The sequence below is a fragment of the Lactobacillus sp. ESL0681 genome (assembly GCF_029392835.1).
Classification (GTDB): domain Bacteria; phylum Bacillota; class Bacilli; order Lactobacillales; family Lactobacillaceae; genus Lactobacillus.
Genome location: NZ_CP113943.1, coordinates 393,849 through 411,618 on the forward strand (window position 1 = coordinate 393,849; position 17,770 = coordinate 411,618).

Sequence of the window (17,770 nt, forward strand, 5' to 3'; positions counted from 1 at the left end):
ATTAAAAAAGCCCATACATCCTGTTAATATCAGGAATTTTATGAGCTTTTTGTTTAACCGGGCTAGGTGTGCATAACTTTTGTAAGTTGTAAATTTTATCACTATTATTGCTAGAACAGTAATCTGATTCAACATAAACTTTTAATTAAGCTAAGTTTTTACACCAATTTTGTTTCACTATGACTATTTAGCAGCATTGAGTTCAGCCATAGTCACCATCACATCAACCGCTTTGTACATTGATTCTAAAACTGTATATTCATATCGGCCGTGCATGTTTTCTTCTCCAGCAAATAAATTGGGACAAGGCAAACCCATATATGTTAATTGCGAACCATCAGTTCCGCCTCTGACTGGATCTTCATTAATTTCAAGTCCCTGTTTCTTATAGGCTTCACGGGCTAAATCAACAATTTCCATATGTTTGGCCAATTCATCCGCCATATTATAATATTGGTCGCTCATTTGTAATTTGATGCGATCACTACCAAATTGTTCGTTCATTTGTGCAACAATCGCTTTAACTAGGTTTTTACGCTCTTCTAACCCCTCACGTTCAAAATCCCGAATGATATAGTCTAAACGAGCATGATCTACTGTTCCTGTAAAGTTGGTTAAATGAAAGAATCCTGCTTTACCATCAGTTTTTTCTGGTACTTCAGCACCTGGTAATTGATTTTGAAAATCGATTCCGACTTGGATTGCATTAATCATCTGTCCCTTAGCAACGGCTGGATGCACGTTCACACCTTGGATTTCAAGACTAAATTGTGCAGCTGAAAATGTTCCCCAGTCAAGTTTGCCGGGAGCTTCACCATCAACAGTAAAGGCAAAGTCAGCTCCAAATTCAGCAACATCAAAGTGCTCTGCTCCAGTACCAATCTCTTCGTCCGGTGTAAATGCCAAACGAATTTTACCATGTTTAATTTCAGGATGAGCTAGTAAATATTCTGCTAGAGTAACTAGTTCGGCTACACCACATTTATCATCGCCACCTAGCAAAGTATCTCCTGAGGCCGTAATAATAGTTTGTCCTTGATAATTTTGTAAATTTGGAAAGACAGCTGGATTCAAGAAAAATTCTGAGTCACCTAGCTGAATTTTAGACTTACCATCATAATTTTCATGAACTTGTGGCCTAATATTTTCTGCATTAAAATCAGCAGTATCACAATGCGCTAAAAAGCCCATCACTGGGACATCATAATCAACAGTAGCCGGTATTTCCGCAATTACACAACCAGATTGTTGATTATAATGCACATCTCTTAGACCTAAATCCTCTAGATCCGGCATGATTACTTTTTTCTGGAAATTTTCAACTTTTTCAGTTGAGGGAAATCGGTCACTATATTCATCTGAACGAGAATTAACCTGTACATATTTTAAAAAACGTGGTAATAAATTTTGATATTCCATTTTAACTCCTTAATTAAAATAAATCTTGAAATGGGTTAGTTGAAACTTGTGAGACACATAATTCAACCTGCCAATTATTTTCTTGAATCCATCGTGCTAATAGTTCGGCTACTTTAACCTTAAACAATTGTTCCGTGTAATGCCCTGGGTCTACTACCGTCAATCCTGCTGAAATCATATCATGACCCGTATGATAATAAACATCACCAGTAATAAAGGCGTCAAGGTTATCTACTACAGCTTGCTGCCAATATTTTCCTCCATCACCGCAAATAAAACCAACAGTAGTAATTGGTTTTTGGTTATCGGCAGTAATTAAACGCACCATTTTTAAATCAAGTTTGTCTTTAACATAATAAGCGAATTCTTTTGCCGTCATCGTTTGCGGCAGCCTGCCTTTGCGACCGATAGCAATGCCATCGTCATCTAAGCAAAACGGTTCAACTTTAGTTAACCCTAATTCAGTAGCTTGCCAATCACTGGAGCCATTAGCAGCTTTATCAGAATTAGTATGAATTGAATAAACCGTAATCCCATGCGCGATAATTTCGCCGTACATTGCATTTTGCGGATCAGCAAAATTTAAGTTGCGTGCTGGATGGAACATTAAGGGATGGTGACTAATAATCAAATCAACTCCAGCCCTAATTGCTTCTTCTACAACCTGCGGACGCACATCCAGTGTAGTCATGATTTTATTAACTGGACTGTCGCTTGAGCCAATCTGAATTCCTACTGGATCGCCCGAACTGGCAATTTCTTCTGGGAAAACAGCTTGCAATTTTTGAATAATATCTTTAACCTTCGTCATTTAGTTCACCTTTAATTAATGCAATTTCTTGTTCAATCTGCTCGATATGTCCTAAATCTTTATTGCGTGCTTTGTTTAAATTAACTAGTAGCTTTTGTTGATAGTCTAGTTGTGAACGCCATTTTTGATAAAAGACTTCATTCTTAGCTTGCAAAATTAGGGGACCAAATAGCAACTGACGTGGAGTTAATTTAACCTGCTGCATAACTTTCTTAGCTTTAATCAGCTCATAAGTATGACCAGCTTCTGCCAATATTTCCTCAGCAACTATCTGATAACTGTGCTGAACCAGCCATTCACGCATACCCGGTTCCCCAATATTGGGTTCCAAAAGCAAAGTCGGAAATTGATAATGATGCCGCCAAGCCTCTGTTAGAATTTGCGTAATTAGTTTTCCACCCATTCCAGCAATTACTACAGTGTCTATTCTGTCTTGCAGCGTAATCGTAGATAGACCTGAACCCAATCTAGTAGTAATTTTAGTCTGTAAACCAGCTTGGGTAATATTATCCTGGGCATTTTTAAGTGGACCTTGAGCAATATCGCTGGCAATAGCATAATCTACTTTATCCTCTAGTACCAGTTTAATTGGTAAATATGCATGATCTGTTCCAATATCTGCTATTCTAGCACCGCGATCGACCATTTCTGCCAAAGTATTCAATCGTAAGTTCATTTTTCCTAACCTCTCTTGTATTAAAATTTTAGCATATTCTGACCTAAAATTATGGAATTGATAAATTATTGTTTTCTTGTCAAACCTTGCTTATAATTTAAATATCAGCAAAGAAGGAATTTCAATATGGATAGAACAGAACGAGTAACTTTAACTAATATGTGCATGATTACCAATAACGAGCAAATCTTGGTTATTAACCGCAAGGATCCCGGTTGGCCGGGGATGACCTTTCCCGGTGGTCATGTTGAAGCTCACGAGTCATTTTATGAATCTGTCATTCGTGAAGTCAAAGAGGAAACTAACCTAACCATCACTAACCCACAATTAACTGGTATAAAACAGTTTTATGATAAAAATGACCATCGTTATATAGTCTTCTTTTATACTGCTACCGAATTTTGTGGTGACCTCAAAGCATCAGATGAAGGCGAACTAACCTGGATGACCAAGCAGGAATTACAAAGTCAGCAATTAGCCTATAATTTTGATCGTGATCTAAACGTTTATTTCAATAATCAAATTAGCGAACATATTCTAGACGGTAAGCGTGACGAACTTTTTTAGACAAAAAATAAAGGGGCTTTTGGCCCCTATTATTTTTAATTAATCCAAAAAGTCACGTAATTGATTAGAACGACTAGGATGACGCAACTTGCGTAAAGCCTTCGCTTCAATTTGACGAATTCGCTCACGAGTCACTCCAAAGACCTTACCAACCTCTTCTAATGTTCTAGTTCGACCATCATCAAGGCCAAAACGCAACCGTAGAACATTCTCCTCCCGATCAGTTAAAGTATCTAAGACCTCTTCAAGCTGTTCTTTAAGCATTTCATACGAAGCATGTTGTTCAGGACTAGTTGCATCTTTATCCTTGATAAAATCACCTAAGTGAGAATCATCTTCTTCACCAATCGGCGTTTCCAGTGAAACTGGTTCTTGGGCAATCTTCAAAATATCCCGAACTTTAGTCGTAGACATATCCATTTCTGCGCCAATTTCTTCAGGTGTTGCTTCACGTCCTAAATCTTGTAATAATTGCCGCTGAATTCGGATTAACTTGTTAATTGTTTCAACCATATGCACTGGAATTCGAATCGTGCGCGCTTGATCAGCAATTGCACGCGTAATTGCTTGCCTAATCCACCAAGTTGCATAAGTCGAAAACTTAAATCCTAGGCTGTAATCAAACTTATCAACTGCCTTCATTAGTCCCATGTTGCCTTCTTGAATCAAATCTAAGAAGGACATTCCACGACCAACATATCTTTTTGCAATTGAAACTACTAAACGCAGGTTAGCTTCCGCTAGTTCTTGTTTAGCCTCTTCATCGCCCTTTTCGATTCGCTTAGCCAAAGAAATCTCTTGCTCTGCATTAAGTAACGGAACTCGCCCAATTTCTTTCAGATACATCCGTACTGGATCATTCATCTTCACATTTGAAGGTGCCGACATATCCTTTAACTCAGCTTTTTCAACGTCCTTTTGCTTTCTTAAGGCTAATTTTGATGGCTCGCCCTTTTCATCAACAATACTAATGCCATTATCTTCAAACTCTTGAATTAACTGATCTACAGCTTTATTTTCCAACTTATAAGGTTTAATCAAGCGTTTAGTAAACTCGTCTTCAGTAATTGCTTTATCTTTTTTTACTTCTTTAACAATTTGCTTGACTACCTTATCTAAAGATGGTTTTTCTGATTTATCAGCTTTTGTTTGTTTTGCCACTAAAAAGTCCCCCTTTGTCCCTGAATTCTTTTTAATTGTAAAATTTTTTGAGTAATTGCGATGATTTCATCAGTATCAGCTTTTCTCTTAGCTTCTTGTAAATCATTTTCTAAACTAGTTAGCTTCGAAGTTACTTTACGCATTTCGAGTGCATGCAACTGCTCATCAATCTCACGATCGGAAAAATCCTGAGGCATATCTGTCATTTCAGTACTTATTATTATACCCTGAAGTTCATCAGGAATAAAATCTAAGAAACTATTAATTGTTGGATTTTCACGTTCCTCCATAAATTTTAGCCATAAATCTTCTAATTTAGCATATTCTGCATCTGGAAATAGAAAATTTTTTCCTATTAAATAATCGCGAGCATGCTCAGAATGCATAAATAAATATAGCAAGCGGGTTTGCACAGGATCCATTTGCAATTGTTGATTAGACTCTGATACCGGTGTTGAATCATCCTCTAGCAATGGATCTGTTATTTCTGGCATGCCCTTATGCCGTTTAGCTGCATTATTTTTACGCCGCTGACGTGATAAGTTCGCATTAAGTGAATCTTTAGATACGTGTTGCTTTTGAGCAATTTTTTCTATATATAAATCTTGTTCAACGGGATTGGACAACTGCGCAATTTCATTAACTGCTTCATCTAAATAGGCGATTTTTTCACGATCATTATTAAGATTATACTTTTGCGATAACCGCCTTAGAAAAAAGTCAGTAGGCGTTAACGCGCCGTTTATTTCATCTTGGTACTTGCTGGTGCCATATTTTTTAACATATTCATCTGGATCCAATTTTTCAGGTAAAACCACTATTCCTAAGTTAAAGCCACCTGCCTGATCAAATAATTTAGCAGCACGCTCTGCCGCATGAATTCCGGGATCATCACCATCATAATTAATAATTACATTTTTGCTGACTCGCCTCAATAAATAAACTTGCTGGTCAGTCAAGCTAGTACCCATCGAAGCAATTCCTGACTTAATTCCTGATTTATAAGCAGCAATTACATCCATATAACCTTCATACAAAATCAAGTGATCCTCACTGCGTGCAGCCTTTTTAGCTTCCGCAAAATGAAATAAGACATTGGATTTAGTAAAAATCTTGGTTTCTGGACTATTAATATACTTAGCTTCAGTTTTATCCGCAGATAATCTTCGTCCAGAAAAACCAATAACACTGCCACTTTCGTTAGTTAATGGAAACATTAGCCGATCGCGAAATCGATCAAACATCTGACCCGCTTTAGTCTGAACAAATAAACCGCTAGCAAGTAAATCGTCTTCTTGATAATGGCGCTCACGCAAATAGGTCAATAACAAATTATCTTGTTTAGGAGCATAACCGATTTGAAAATGCTTCAGCGTATCATCATCAAGTTGGCGCTGATGAGCATACTCCAATCCACGTTTGCCAGCATTAGTTGATACTAAAACGCGATAATAAAAATCAGCAGCATCCTGATGCAGTTTAATCAATGGATTAGCAGGTTGAGCATTACCTCGGCCAACTTCGCCTATATCAATTTGAGCAATTTCAGCCACTTTTTGGACACTCTCAGGAAAAGTTAGATCATCTTTTTCCATTAAAAATTTAAAAACATTACCGCCCTTACCACAACCAAAACATTTAAAAAACTGTTTCTGTTCACTAACGGTAAAAGAAGGGGTCTTTTCCTGGTGAAAAGGACATAAACCAATATAATCTTTGCCCTTTTTTTCAAGCGAAACATACTGACTGATAACATTAACGATATTGACGTTATCGCGTACTTTGGCAATAGTTTGCTCAGGTATTAATCCAGCCATCGCATCACCTATTCTATAAAAATTACTTAATTACTAACTTAGTTAGATCACCCAAACGAGCTGCCAATCCCCGAATCGTTTGCAATTGCGTCAAGCGGTTATTTTTAACAGCATTATCCTTATCCAAAATCATATTAGTTTCAAAATAGCGATCAATTATTGGCTCAAGACTCACAAAACCGGCATATAATTCAGTTAAATCACTAGCTGTTTGCAATTGCGAAATGCCATCATACAGGTCTTGTTCACTATTATCAGTAAACAAAGCAGTATTTACTGAATCCTGTCCTGCAAATTTAGCTTTTTTCAGAATATTATTAATTCTGGTCAAACTTTCGACTACTAGCTTAAACTCTTCATCATCATGATGAGTCTGCAAAACCTTAGCAGCACTTAAAATTTGTAACGGATCCTGCTGATTAGAAGCAAGAGCTGCATCAATTACGTCATACTTGTAATTATTTTTTTGCAAATACTGCTTAATTCGATCACGAATAAAGTCAGCAATTTCTTTATCTTCATCAGCAGTCCTAGGTAGCTTGGCTGCAGTTTTATCAGTTAATAATTCAACAATTTCTGGTAAAACCTTATTAAAAGGCAATGACCATTTTTGATCAAGCAAAATTCGTACGATACCATATGCATACCGACGCAACGCATATGGATCGTTAGAAGATGTTGGGATCATACCTGCTGCAAAGAAGGTAATAATCGTGTCTAATTTATCAGCAACTGACAAGAGTGCACCCACAGTAGTTTGTGGCAAATCACCCTCGGCAGTATTGGGTAAGTAATGCTCTTTAATTGCTGCTGAAACTTGCTCATTTTCTCCAGCAAGCTCTGCATAATGCATTCCCATTACACCTTGCAATTCAGCAAACTCACCAACCATTTGGGTAACAAGATCAAATTTATATAGTTCACTTGCTCGATCAAAATCACTGACTGTCTGATCATCTAATTGCCATTTTTTAGCTAAAAAGTCACCAATAATTTTGACACGCTTAGTTTTTTCAGCCATCGAGCCAATCTTGTCATGAAAAGATACGTTCTCAAGACGCTTAACAAAGTGACTTAGTGGATATTTACGATCTTCATCATAGAAGAATTGGGCATCATCAAGTCGAGCAACTAATACTTTTTCGTTACCAGCAATTACGTTAGAAAGATAGTCTTTATTACCATTACGAACTGCGATAAAGTGATTGATTAATTTTCCTGCTTGATCGTAAACTTCAAAGTATCGTTGATTATCTTTCATGGAAGTAATCAAAACTTCTTGTGGCATTTCTAAGTACTTTTTAGCAAACGAACCAGCAAAAATAGTTGGATATTCAACTAAATTAGTTACTTCTTCTAATAATCCCTGGTCTAACTTAATCTGCCAGCCATTTTGCTCAACCAAGTCATTCATTTGGCGAACAATCATTTCTTTACGCTCTTCGGCATCAGCAATTACAAATTGATCTTTTAGAGCATCTTCATAGTCATCAGCATTAGCTAATACGACTGAATCACCTAAGAAACGATGACCTTGAGTTTTACGACCAGCTGTAATATTCAAAATTTCTACTGGTACAACTTCACTGCCAAATAATGAAACTAGCCAATGAATCGGACGAACAAATTCAAAGTCATGTGAATCCCAACGCATTTTAGTTGGGAAAGTCATTGCCTTGACCACGTCGCTCATCCCTAGCAGAATATCACTAGCCTTTTCCCCTACTTTTTGAACATGGACATAGGCATATTCAGTACCCTTTAATTCGTCAAAATAGATATCGTCTGTCGACATTCCTTGCCCGCGAACAAATCCTTGTGCAGCTTTAGACCAATTACCATCGCTATCTTTAGCAATTTTCTTAGCTGGCCCCTTTTTGATTTCATCAATATCAGCTTGCTTTTCTGCTAGCTCCTCTACCAAAATAGTTAACCTGCGAGGTGTTGAATAAGTTTTGATTTCCTTAAATTTTAAGCCGTTCTCAGTTAGAAATTTTTCGGTCCGATTAGCCAATTGTTGCACACTGCGCGTAACCACATGTGCTGGCATTTCTTCCGTACCAATTTCAAATAAATAATTTTTAGTCATTTTCAATCCCCGCCTTCTTTTCTTGAGCATTTTTTAGCAGTGGAAAGCCTCGTTTTTCTCGTTCATTGACAAAAGTAACCGCCACTTCATGAGCTAAATTTCTAATTCTGGACAAATATCCAGCACGCTCAGTAACCGAAACTGCACCACGAGCATCAAGCAAATTAAATGTATGTGAACACTTTAGAATATAATCATAAGCTGGTTGCACCAGATTTTGGCTAAGTAAGCGCTTAGCTGTTTTTTCATTTAAATCAAACGAATTTAATAGATTTTCTTGATTGGATTCTTCAAAAGCATATTTGGAATTTTCATATTCGGCTTCTTTAAAGATATCGCGATAAAGTACACCATTACCCCATTCCAAATCAAAAACGGAGTTAACATCTTGGATATACGAAGCCAGGCGCTCTACACCATAAGTAATTTCACTCATTGTAGGCTTGACATCTAATTCACCAACTACCTGGAAGTAAGTAAATTGGCTAACTTCCATGCCATCTAACCAAACTTCCCAACCAACACCGGCACAACCCATCGACGGATTCTCCCAATTGTCTTCAACAAATCGAATATCATGCTCTAAGGGATTAATTCCTAGGACTTGCAAACTATCCAAATAATATTGCTGAATATCTTCAGGAGCTGGTTTAATAACTACTTGAAATTGATGGTGTTGAAATAAGCGATTAGGATTATCCCCATAGCGGCCATCTGCTGGTCTTCTTGACGGTTCAACATAGCATGCTGCCCATGGTTCTGGTCCTACTGCCCGTAAAAAAGTATATGGACTCATTGTACCCGCACCTTTTTCTACGTCATATGAGGGCATTACCATACAACCCTTAGAGGACCAAAATTCTTCCAATTTAAAAATCATTTCTTGAATTGTCAATTTATCTTTTGTCATCATAATACCTCCCTGCATTAGGCCATAAAAAAAGCCTATGCAAAACTTGCATAGGGACGAAAAATATTCGCGGTTCCACCCTAATTCAGAGAATATCTTCTCTGCTCTTAATTAATTGACTAGAGGTGCCGTTTCCCAGATGACCTTACACTATCTGCCATTCGCTTAACTGGTACTTTTATAATTCCTCATGTTCATCAAATTCTCTTGTTATTTTAACATAATAAAGCAAACCAGACCAAAGGATTAGTCAAGCAAATTTATTTCATCTAAAAACTTTTTGCTTTTTAAATTTAAATCAATGGTCTCTTGATATATCCGATCAATTGCTCTACGGGTTACTTGTTTAATTGCGCGATTGACCTTAATCGTTCCTAAACGATTAAAGGGCACTAATCCGATTGTACGCAGTACAGCTGTTGCCTTAGCTGTTAAGTGTAAACGGCTGTTATCTCGATAAAAATGCTTACTACACAATATGCCACCCAACTTGATTGAGTAATCGAATTCTCCTTGCTGGCTACCACAGATCACACAATGCTTTAGTTCTGGTTCAACACCATAAGCAGCTAAAAGCTGCATTTGCACCACCTGAGAAATCATTTCAGGATCAATTCCTTGATCGATCTTTTTTAAGGCAAATAGGGTTAAATCATAATACTTTCCTAAATTTTGATATTCGACAAAAGCATGATCAACTAGATCTAAAATAAAAGATGCATAGGCATTCTTGGTCAAATCAGCAAATATACCAGAAAATTGTTTTACTTCCTTATACGTTCGCAAGTTACTCAATCCTTGACCGCTAGTATAAATTATATAATGCCCAATAGAGAAATTAACCGTAGCCGCACCAAGCTTAGATTTTGGCTTCAAAGCACCACGAGCAATTAACGTAACAATGCCAAGTTCTTTGGTCATAATCTTAGCTAGTAAATCAGCTTCTTTATATTTTTGTCGTTTAAAAATAATTCCTTGAACTTCTTTAAGTTCACGTGGCATTAAGAAAGTTCCTTTTTATCGTAGCCAACCTGCTTTAAAAAGCTAGGATCAGAACGCCAATTGCGTTGTACCTTTACCCACAAATGCAAATTGACTTTTTCACCTAACAAATTTTCAATTTGTTTACGGGCATTTATGCCAATTTGCTTGAGCATTTGGCCGCCTTTACCAATAATTATGCCTTTTTGACCACTTTTTTCAACATAAATAGTAGCTTCAATCTGCAATTTACCCTTTTGGTGTTCATTCATTCGCTCGACCCAAACGGCCGCAGCGTGCGGTACTTCCTCAGATGTCAACCGCAAAATTTGTTCACGAATCAATTCAGCTACTAAAAAGTATTCAGGCCGATCAGTAATTTCGTCAGAATTATAATATTCAGGTCCTTCCGGTAAATATTGTCGCAATGTTGCTACTAAATCACTAATCCCAATTCCTTTAGTAGCAGAAATTGGTAATAATTCTTTAAAGAGATCCAATTTTTGATAGCTATCAATAATTGGTAGTAACTCGTCAGGATTTACTTGATCAACCTTATTAATTACTAAAAAAACTGGTACATTAACTTGCTTGAGCAAGTTAACAATATAATTATCTCCACTACTGATTGCTTCCGGTTCAACTAAAAAAAGAACCAAATCAACATCGTTCAAACTCGAAAGACTAGCCTTATCCATATAATCATCTAATTTTAGATGTGGCTTAAAAATTCCTGGTGTATCAACGAAAACTACTTGTAAATGGTCAGTAGTATAAATACCAGAAATTTTATCACGTGTAGTTTGTGGCTTGCTGGAAGTAATTGCCACTTTTTGGCCAACCAGGTTATTCATTAGTGTTGACTTACCAACGTTTGGCCTTCCAACTAATGCAACAAAACCAGACTTATTTTTCTTATGTTCGGACATTATTTTCCTCTGCCTTTATCTAATTGTTCAAGATGCAATGGCAATCCATAATCTTCCAAAACCTTGCCTTGGATGCCAAACATTTCTTTAGCTTCAACTGGATCAATATGATCATACCCATTCAAATGTAAAAAGCCATGAACTAAGGTATAACCAAATTCGCGTTTCCAGCCAGTGCCATATTCCTGACTATGACGCTTAATTACGCTCGGACACATAAAAAGATCACCAATATCTTCTTGAAAATCTGGATCACTGACAAACGTGGACAAATCAAGACCATTTTCACCATCTTCAATCGCAAACGAAATTACATCAGTTGGATGATCTTGGTCGCGATATTTATAATTAAGTTCTTGACTATGCTCCTCATTAACAAAATTGATACTCATTTCCAGATTATTGGATTTCGCAATCTCTTGTTTAGCTAATAACAGTAACCGAGTAATCCAATCTTGCCAATTAAGTTCCTGATTATCTAAAAAGCCTACTTCATCATGATAAGTTATCTCAAGTGACTGCATTAATTTTGTGTTCCTTCTTTTTCATATGCATCGATAATTTTAGCAACAACGGGATGGCGCACCACATCATTAGCAGAAAATTGCACGAATTTGATTTGATCAATTTGCTTTAGAATATGACGTGCATCAAGCAAACCACTACGCTGACGTCCTGGTAAATCAACTTGAGTCATGTCGCCATTAACAATCATTTTGGAATTAAATCCTAAACGCGTCAAAAACATTTTCATTTGCGCATCAGTGGTATTCTGCGCTTCATCTAAAATTACAAACGCATCATCCAAAGTTCGACCTCGCATATAAGCTAGCGGTGCAACTTCAATTACACCACGTTCCATCAAACGATCAGTTGTATTAGTCCCTAAAATAGCATAAAGCGAATCATAAATTGGTCGTAAATATGGATCTACTTTTTCCTTCAAATCTCCTGGCAAAAATCCTAGTGATTCTCCGGCTTCGATTGCTGGCCTTGTCAAAACAATTCGAGAAACTTCGCCTTTTTTAAAAGCAGCAACTGCACAAACAACAGCCAAGAATGTCTTACCAGTACCAGCAGGTCCGATACCAAATACCACATCACTTTTTTGGATAGCTTCAACATACTTTTTCTGACCCATGTTCTTGACCCTAATCGGTTTGCCTTTAGCATCCCGAATTAAAATCTTCTTATATAAATCAGCAAAGTACTCAGTCGTTCCCTTATCAGCCATCTTCATTGCGCTAACTACATCTGGGGCACTGATAGTAACTCCAGTCTCTAGCACCTGATCTAGCGCCTTTAAAACATCAAGAACTTTCTTTACACTATTTGTTTCACCATCAATCACAATTTGATTGCCAATATCAACAACGTTAGTGTCATAGCCTTCTGCCAGCAGAGTCAGATTACGGTCATTGATACCAACTAATTTTTGGATGTTTTCCGGATTTTTAGGTATAAAATTTGTTTGAACCAAATGACTTCTCTTCGCTTTCTTAACTTGTTCTTAAATAAATTTCAGCTATCCAATAGGAAAGCCGCAATTAATCAATCAGCAAGCATTCACCACAGATACTTTAACTAAACCGGCTTTAAAATTAACTTCAACTAAAAAGCCTAACTAAATTATACCAAAAGAATAAAATTCTATCTCAGATATGTCTATTAAATTAACAATAAATTTACTATCTACAAAAAACGACCCCTATCAGCAGATAGAAGTCGTTTCCTAAGCTATTAATAATGTTTGCGTTTCCGTGCTGCTTCAGATTTAAGCTTTCTACGTACACTAGGTTTTTCGTAGAATTCGCGTTTACGGTATTCTTGTAAGGTACCACTTCTTGAAACGGAACGTTTGAAACGACGAAGAGCATCATCAATAGACTCGTTTTCGTGAACGACTGTCTTGGCCATGTGTGATCCCTCCTTCCATTTCTTGACGTCACCGCCACACTTAATAAGTAAATTATATCAAACCAGCGTGAGTGGTCAATACATTAACGCAATATTTTTTAAAAAGATTCATTTTCACATTATTATTTGAACAAAATCTTTTAATGCACTTTAGCAAATTGTATAATTATTACCAAAAAGGAGTACTCAATGGAAACAAACAATACTAAACAAGAAGTTAATATTATCATCATCTCAGACTCGGCTGGCGACACCGCTTTTAGTAATGCGACAGCTGCTGCTGCTCAATTTCCTACCGCCCAAATTAATTATCGGCGCTACCCGTTTATTGTAGATCATGAAAAATTAACAGCAACGTTAACTGAAATTGAACAATTTAGTAACTTAATAATTATTTATAGTTTAGTTAAAGATGAATTGCAAATCCCAGTAATTCGTTTTGGCCGCGAGCACCACGCAAAAATCATCGACATTCTTTCACCAACAATTGAAGCACTTCAAAATACTACTGGTCTGCAACCAGTGAAAAAAATTGGTGCCCAACATAAAATGAATCAAAGATACTTTGATCGAATTTCAGCAATGGAATTTGCCGTAATGTATGATGATGGAAAAGATCCTAAAGGTTTCTTGGAAGCTGATGTGGTATTATTAGGCGTATCAAGGACTTCTAAAACACCACTCTCTTTATTTTTAGCAAATAAAAATTTAAAAGTTGCTAACCTACCTCTAGTTCCAGATACCCATATTCCTAAGGAAATTTACAAAGTTGATCCCAATAAGATTATTGGCTTAACTAACGACTTATCTGTTTTAAATGAAATAAGACGTCAAAGAATGATTTCTTATGGTCTAAATCCAGACACAACTTACTCTAACACAGATGCTATCAAGGTTGAACTTGATTCTGCACAAAAGCTTTATCAAGAATTAGGATGCTACGTCGTTAACGTTGCCCACCGCTCAATTGAAGAAACAGCAGCTCTCATCATGCATCATCTTGGTTTTGAAGAGCAATAAGTCATATTCTAAGGACTGGGCTGACTTATCCGCTATAATTTATGGTATAAGGAGGCTAAAAATATGACTACTCAACAAAACAAACATTTTGATACCGCTATTTTTGCTGGCGGCTGCTTTTGGTGTATGGTTGAACCATTCGACACCTTGCCTGGGGTTGAAAAAGTCGTCTCAGGTTACACTGGTGGGCACGTTGCTAATCCAACTTATGAACAAGTTTCAGCTGGAACAACTGGACATACAGAAGCAGTTAAAATCACCTATGATCCTTCATTAATGTCTTATGAGCAACTTTTGCAATATTACTGGCAAGTAACCGATCCCACCGATGCAGCTGGCCAATTCCAAGACCGCGGTGACAATTATCGACCAGTAATCTTCTACAATTCTCCTACACAAAAAGCAGCGGCAGAAAAGTCTAAGGCTGCTTTAGCTCAAAGTGGAAAATTTAATAAACCAATCGTTACTAAAATTGAACCTGCTCAGCCTTTTTACCCAGCTGAGAATTACCATCAAGACTTTTATCGTAAGGATCCTAATCGGTATGCCTTAGAAGAAGCTGGTGGTCGAGCAGACTTTATTAAGCAACATTGGCAAAAATAAAAAAACGGCTTAAGCCGTTTTTTATTTACACAAAATTTTCTGAATTTGTTATTGGTTATTGACCTATCTTTTGTTACACTAATCTAGATTTATTTATTACTTTTTTCATAAAGGGACCTAACATAAAAATGGATCAGCTCGACACATTTAATCGGCGATATAACTTGCTTTCAAAAATTTCGGCTTCATTTTTCTATTCTTTAGCAGTTGCAGTTGCACTAAATTTCTTTTGGACTCCAGGTCATATGTACTCATCTGGTATGACCGGATTTGCACAATTGCTTAATACATTGAGTCAACGTTTTTTTCCGTTTACTCTTAGCACATCAATTTTATATTTTGTGTTAAATGTACCGTTGTTTTTATTAGCCTGGTTTAAAATAGGTCATAAATTCACCTTATTTACCATTATTACAGTCGTGCTAGGTTCAATCATGATGCATGTAATTCAACCAATCAATATGCACGTAGACCCACTAATTTGTGCATTATTTGGTGGTATAGTAAATGGTGTTGGCACTGGCTTCGCTTTAAAAAACGGCATTTCAACTGGTGGGATTGATATTATCGGGATAGTTATCAGACAAAAAACTGGTACCAGCTATGGTAAAGTCAGCATTTCGATTAACTTATTAATTATCCTAGCTGCAGGATTTGCTTTCGGTTGGACTCGAGCTCTTTATTCCGCATTAACTATCTTTGTTAACGGTCGTATGATTGATGCCGTTTATACCCAACATCAAAAATTGCAGGTAATTATCGTTACAGAATATCCCCAAGCCATCATTGATGGTATTCAAGAAAGAATGCATCGCGGGATTACTATCTTTCACGATGTTGAAGGTGCTTACAGCCATATTGAAAAAACGGCACTGCTAACTGTCATTGATCGCTATGATATGTATGATATTGTAGCAATTATTAAAAAATATGATCCATATGCTTTTATGAGCGTCAGTGAAATTGAAAAAGTTTATGGACGCTTTAAAGAACAAGAAATCGTTTAAAAAGCACTGCTTAATTCGGCAGTACTTTTTTACTTTACATAAATAAAATTATTTAAACAAGCTTTGGTATTCACCATAGCCTTGTTGCGCTAACTCATTAGCAGGAATAAACTTGAGCGCTGAAGAATTAATACAATACCTTAGCCCGCCCTGCTCCTTGGGTCCATCATTAAAGACATGTCCTAAATGGGACTCAGCATCTGGACTTTTTACTTCTGTTCGCTCCATGTGATGTGATTGATCACGTCGATAAGTCAACTTTTTAATTGGTTTAGTAAAACTCGGCCACCCACAATTAGCATCATACTTATCCAAACTAGAAAATAGCGGCTCACCTGAGACAATGTCTACATAGATTCCTGGCTGATCAAAGTCATCATATTTACCAGAAAAGGGTGCGTCAGTTGCCGCATTTTGAGTTACTTCATATTGTTTTCGATTAAGTTCTTTTAATCTAGCAGCTTTTTTTGATTGATCCATGATAATCTGCCTCCTTACCCTAACTATAGCAAACTTTTCTTAAATAAATCGGTTAAGAGCTTATTAAATTTATTAAGTGAATGATTTACTATATTCTACAATAGTTTATACTTAATAAATATTACAAAATATTAGAAAGGATTTTATCATGCCACGTTTAGCAAAAAATCTCTCAGACAAAACCAATACTAGAATTAAAAGTTTACCTCAATCTAAAATCGATGCTTTCGCTAATGAAATTGCCCAAATACCAGATATCGTCAAATTAACGATTGGTGAACCTGATCTAGAAACTCCAGAACATATTAAGCAAGCTGCAATTGCAGATATCAAACGAAATGATTCACACTATGCTCCAGAAGCAGGTAAACCGGAACTGTTAGACGCAATCAGTAACTATCTGAATAACAAATTAGGTGTACGTTACGATCCGCAAAGCGAAATTTGTGCAACAGTAGGCGTATCAGAGGCCCTCAATTTAACTTTTATGACTCTGCTGAATCCTGGAGATAAGGTTCTAGTACCAACCCCAGTTTGGGGCGTTTATTTTGGCATTATTGAGCTAGCAGGTGGAATTCCGATTGAAATTGATACTTCAGATGACCATTTTTTGTTAACTGCTAGCAAGCTAGAGCAAACATTGGCTGGTGAAGGCGATGGTGCCAAAGCATTGATTTTAACAGATCCTTCTAATCCGACTGGACGAGTTTACACGAAAACTGAACTAATAGAAATAGCACAAGTAATTAGCGACCATGACCTATTCGCTATCACCGATGAAATTTACGCGGAACTGATTTATGGTCATAAAAAGCACTATTCTTTAACCCAAATTATTCCCGAGCGAACTATTTTACTGTCTGGCCTATCTAAAAGCGTGGCAATGACTGGCTGGCGTATCGGCTATATTGCTGGTCCACAAGAAATTATGCAAATGATCATTAAGATTAATCTGTATCTTGTTTGTTCGGTTACCGACAACGTACAAGCTGCAGCTACTGAAGCTTTAACCAATGGCGAGCAGGACTACATTGCAGCACGTGCAATTTATGAGAAACGCTTAAATATTTTACATACTGCATTAGTAGAAAGTGGCTTTACTTTAGCCGCACCTGAAGGTGCCTTTTACATTTTTGCTAAAATTCCTAAGAAATTTGGGACAGATGACGTCAAATTTGCTACTGACCTAGCTCATAAAGCCAAAGTTGGTGTAATGCCCGGTAGCTATTTTGGTGCTGGTGGTGCTGGTTTTGTAAGATTATCTTATGCAGCATCTGATGCAGATATCCAAAAAGCAGCTAAGAGAATTAAAAATTACGTTAAACAGCTTCAATAATGGCTTAACCGAGCTTTTAATTTGGTTTTAGTCCGGGTTTTAGTTAA

Annotated in this window: 18 protein-coding genes; 5 read left to right on the forward strand and 13 right to left on the reverse strand. The window is 36.8% G+C overall.

The features are described 5' to 3' along the window. Positions 1-183 precede the first annotated feature (183 nt). The 3 genes from pepT to OZX59_RS02025 are packed head-to-tail and all read right to left on the reverse strand — an operon-like array spanning position 184 to position 2,906. Positions 184-1,419, reverse strand: a complete 1,236-nt coding sequence (pepT, locus tag OZX59_RS02015) for a peptidase T (RefSeq protein WP_277126476.1) — start codon at positions 1,417-1,419, stop codon at positions 184-186. A 13-nt stretch (positions 1,420-1,432) separates the two neighbouring features. Beyond that, positions 1,433-2,230 (reverse strand): Nif3-like dinuclear metal center hexameric protein, encoded by a 798-nt coding sequence (locus tag OZX59_RS02020; protein WP_277126477.1) that lies wholly within the window; start codon positions 2,228-2,230, stop codon positions 1,433-1,435. Continuing rightward, complete coding sequence (locus OZX59_RS02025; RefSeq protein WP_277126478.1) at positions 2,217-2,906, reverse strand: class I SAM-dependent methyltransferase; 690 nt, start codon at positions 2,904-2,906, stop codon at positions 2,217-2,219. Before OZX59_RS02025 ends, OZX59_RS02020 begins: the two co-directional genes overlap by 14 nt. Positions 2,907-3,032: 126 nt before the next feature. Here OZX59_RS02025 and OZX59_RS02030 point away from each other — a divergent pair, with 126 nt between their 5' ends. Then, positions 3,033-3,473, forward strand: coding sequence for an 8-oxo-dGTP diphosphatase (locus tag OZX59_RS02030; RefSeq protein WP_277126479.1), 441 nt, complete (start codon positions 3,033-3,035; stop codon positions 3,471-3,473). Positions 3,474-3,512: 39 nt separating this feature from the next. Here the strand turns inward: OZX59_RS02030 and rpoD are convergent, their stop codons facing one another. The 9 genes from rpoD to rpsU all read right to left on the reverse strand — a co-directional run bounded on the left by rpoD (position 3,513) and on the right by rpsU (position 13,277). Beyond that, the gene (rpoD, locus tag OZX59_RS02035; RefSeq protein WP_277126480.1) at positions 3,513-4,634 is read right to left on the reverse strand and encodes an RNA polymerase sigma factor RpoD; all 1,122 of its coding nucleotides are present in this window, start codon (positions 4,632-4,634) and stop codon (positions 3,513-3,515) included. Then, positions 4,634-6,451, reverse strand: a complete 1,818-nt coding sequence (dnaG, locus tag OZX59_RS02040) for a DNA primase (protein ID WP_277126481.1) — start codon at positions 6,449-6,451, stop codon at positions 4,634-4,636. The genes rpoD and dnaG overlap by 1 nt, the downstream gene beginning before the upstream one ends. Positions 6,452-6,473: 22 nt before the next feature. Further along, positions 6,474-8,540: a glycine--tRNA ligase subunit beta gene (glyS, locus tag OZX59_RS02045; protein WP_277126482.1), complete on the reverse strand. Its 2,067-nt coding sequence runs from the start codon at positions 8,538-8,540 to the stop codon at positions 6,474-6,476. Continuing rightward, on the reverse strand, positions 8,533-9,450 hold the full coding sequence (gene glyQ / locus OZX59_RS02050) for a glycine--tRNA ligase subunit alpha (RefSeq protein WP_277126483.1): 918 nt from the start codon (positions 9,448-9,450) through the stop codon (positions 8,533-8,535). The genes glyS and glyQ overlap by 8 nt, the downstream gene beginning before the upstream one ends. Positions 9,451-9,696: 246 nt before the next feature. Beyond that, positions 9,697-10,452, reverse strand: a complete 756-nt coding sequence (gene recO / locus OZX59_RS02055; RefSeq protein ID WP_277126484.1) for a DNA repair protein RecO — start codon at positions 10,450-10,452, stop codon at positions 9,697-9,699. Then, the gene (gene era, locus OZX59_RS02060) at positions 10,452-11,360 is read right to left on the reverse strand and encodes a GTPase Era (RefSeq protein ID WP_277126485.1); all 909 of its coding nucleotides are present in this window, start codon (positions 11,358-11,360) and stop codon (positions 10,452-10,454) included. The genes recO and era overlap by 1 nt, the downstream gene beginning before the upstream one ends. After that, the gene (ybeY, locus tag OZX59_RS02065) at positions 11,360-11,884 is read right to left on the reverse strand and encodes an rRNA maturation RNase YbeY (RefSeq protein WP_277126486.1); all 525 of its coding nucleotides are present in this window, start codon (positions 11,882-11,884) and stop codon (positions 11,360-11,362) included. The genes era and ybeY overlap by 1 nt, the downstream gene beginning before the upstream one ends. Then, positions 11,884-12,840 (reverse strand): PhoH family protein, encoded by a 957-nt coding sequence (locus tag OZX59_RS02070; protein ID WP_277126487.1) that lies wholly within the window; start codon positions 12,838-12,840, stop codon positions 11,884-11,886. The genes ybeY and OZX59_RS02070 overlap by 1 nt, the downstream gene beginning before the upstream one ends. A gap of 260 nt (positions 12,841-13,100) precedes the next feature. After that, a complete protein-coding gene (rpsU, locus tag OZX59_RS02075) occupies positions 13,101-13,277 on the reverse strand; it encodes a 30S ribosomal protein S21 (RefSeq protein ID WP_046306945.1) in 177 nt (58 codons plus the stop codon). A gap of 189 nt (positions 13,278-13,466) precedes the next feature. Between rpsU and OZX59_RS02080 the strand changes: the two genes are divergently transcribed. From OZX59_RS02080 to OZX59_RS02090, 3 genes are all read left to right on the forward strand, one after another. Continuing rightward, positions 13,467-14,297 (forward strand): pyruvate, water dikinase regulatory protein, encoded by an 831-nt coding sequence (locus OZX59_RS02080; RefSeq protein WP_277126488.1) that lies wholly within the window; start codon positions 13,467-13,469, stop codon positions 14,295-14,297. Positions 14,298-14,360: 63 nt separating this feature from the next. Continuing rightward, positions 14,361-14,900 carry a peptide-methionine (S)-S-oxide reductase MsrA gene (gene msrA, locus OZX59_RS02085; protein ID WP_277126489.1) on the forward strand — a complete coding sequence of 180 codons (540 nt, stop codon included), beginning with the start codon at positions 14,361-14,363 and terminating at the stop codon, positions 14,898-14,900. A 128-nt stretch (positions 14,901-15,028) separates the two neighbouring features. After that, positions 15,029-15,907, forward strand: a complete 879-nt coding sequence (locus OZX59_RS02090; protein ID WP_277126490.1) for a YitT family protein — start codon at positions 15,029-15,031, stop codon at positions 15,905-15,907. 48 nt (positions 15,908-15,955) lie between these two features. Here OZX59_RS02090 and msrB read toward each other — a convergent pair whose 3' ends face one another. Next, positions 15,956-16,387: a peptide-methionine (R)-S-oxide reductase MsrB gene (gene msrB / locus OZX59_RS02095; RefSeq protein ID WP_277126491.1), complete on the reverse strand. Its 432-nt coding sequence runs from the start codon at positions 16,385-16,387 to the stop codon at positions 15,956-15,958. 148 nt (positions 16,388-16,535) lie between these two features. Between msrB and OZX59_RS02100 the strand changes: the two genes are divergently transcribed. Then, a complete protein-coding gene (locus OZX59_RS02100; RefSeq protein WP_277126492.1) occupies positions 16,536-17,723 on the forward strand; it encodes an aminotransferase class I/II-fold pyridoxal phosphate-dependent enzyme in 1,188 nt (395 codons plus the stop codon). The last annotated feature ends 47 nt before the right edge of the window (positions 17,724-17,770 follow it).

Coding starts and splice junctions, on each gene's coding strand:
- glyQ (WP_277126483.1), bottom strand. CDS start 9,450: ATGACAAAAGATAAATTGACAATTCAAGAAATGATTTTTAAATTGGAA.
- OZX59_RS02025 (WP_277126478.1), bottom strand. CDS start 2,906: ATGAACTTACGATTGAATACTTTGGCAGAAATGGTCGATCGCGGTGCT.
- pepT (WP_277126476.1), bottom strand. CDS start 1,419: ATGGAATATCAAAATTTATTACCACGTTTTTTAAAATATGTACAGGTT.
- recO (WP_277126484.1), bottom strand. CDS start 10,452: ATGCCACGTGAACTTAAAGAAGTTCAAGGAATTATTTTTAAACGACAA.
- glyS (WP_277126482.1), bottom strand. CDS start 8,540: ATGACTAAAAATTATTTATTTGAAATTGGTACGGAAGAAATGCCAGCA.
- dnaG (WP_277126481.1), bottom strand. CDS start 6,451: ATGGCTGGATTAATACCTGAGCAAACTATTGCCAAAGTACGCGATAAC.
- OZX59_RS02020 (WP_277126477.1), bottom strand. CDS start 2,230: ATGACGAAGGTTAAAGATATTATTCAAAAATTGCAAGCTGTTTTCCCA.
- OZX59_RS02090 (WP_277126490.1), top strand. CDS start 15,029: ATGGATCAGCTCGACACATTTAATCGGCGATATAACTTGCTTTCAAAA.
- OZX59_RS02030 (WP_277126479.1), top strand. CDS start 3,033: ATGGATAGAACAGAACGAGTAACTTTAACTAATATGTGCATGATTACC.
- msrB (WP_277126491.1), bottom strand. CDS start 16,387: ATGGATCAATCAAAAAAAGCTGCTAGATTAAAAGAACTTAATCGAAAA.
- ybeY (WP_277126486.1), bottom strand. CDS start 11,884: ATGCAGTCACTTGAGATAACTTATCATGATGAAGTAGGCTTTTTAGAT.
- OZX59_RS02080 (WP_277126488.1), top strand. CDS start 13,467: ATGGAAACAAACAATACTAAACAAGAAGTTAATATTATCATCATCTCA.
- rpsU (WP_046306945.1), bottom strand. CDS start 13,277: ATGGCCAAGACAGTCGTTCACGAAAACGAGTCTATTGATGATGCTCTT.
- msrA (WP_277126489.1), top strand. CDS start 14,361: ATGACTACTCAACAAAACAAACATTTTGATACCGCTATTTTTGCTGGC.
- era (WP_277126485.1), bottom strand. CDS start 11,360: ATGTCCGAACATAAGAAAAATAAGTCTGGTTTTGTTGCATTAGTTGGA.
- OZX59_RS02100 (WP_277126492.1), top strand. CDS start 16,536: ATGCCACGTTTAGCAAAAAATCTCTCAGACAAAACCAATACTAGAATT.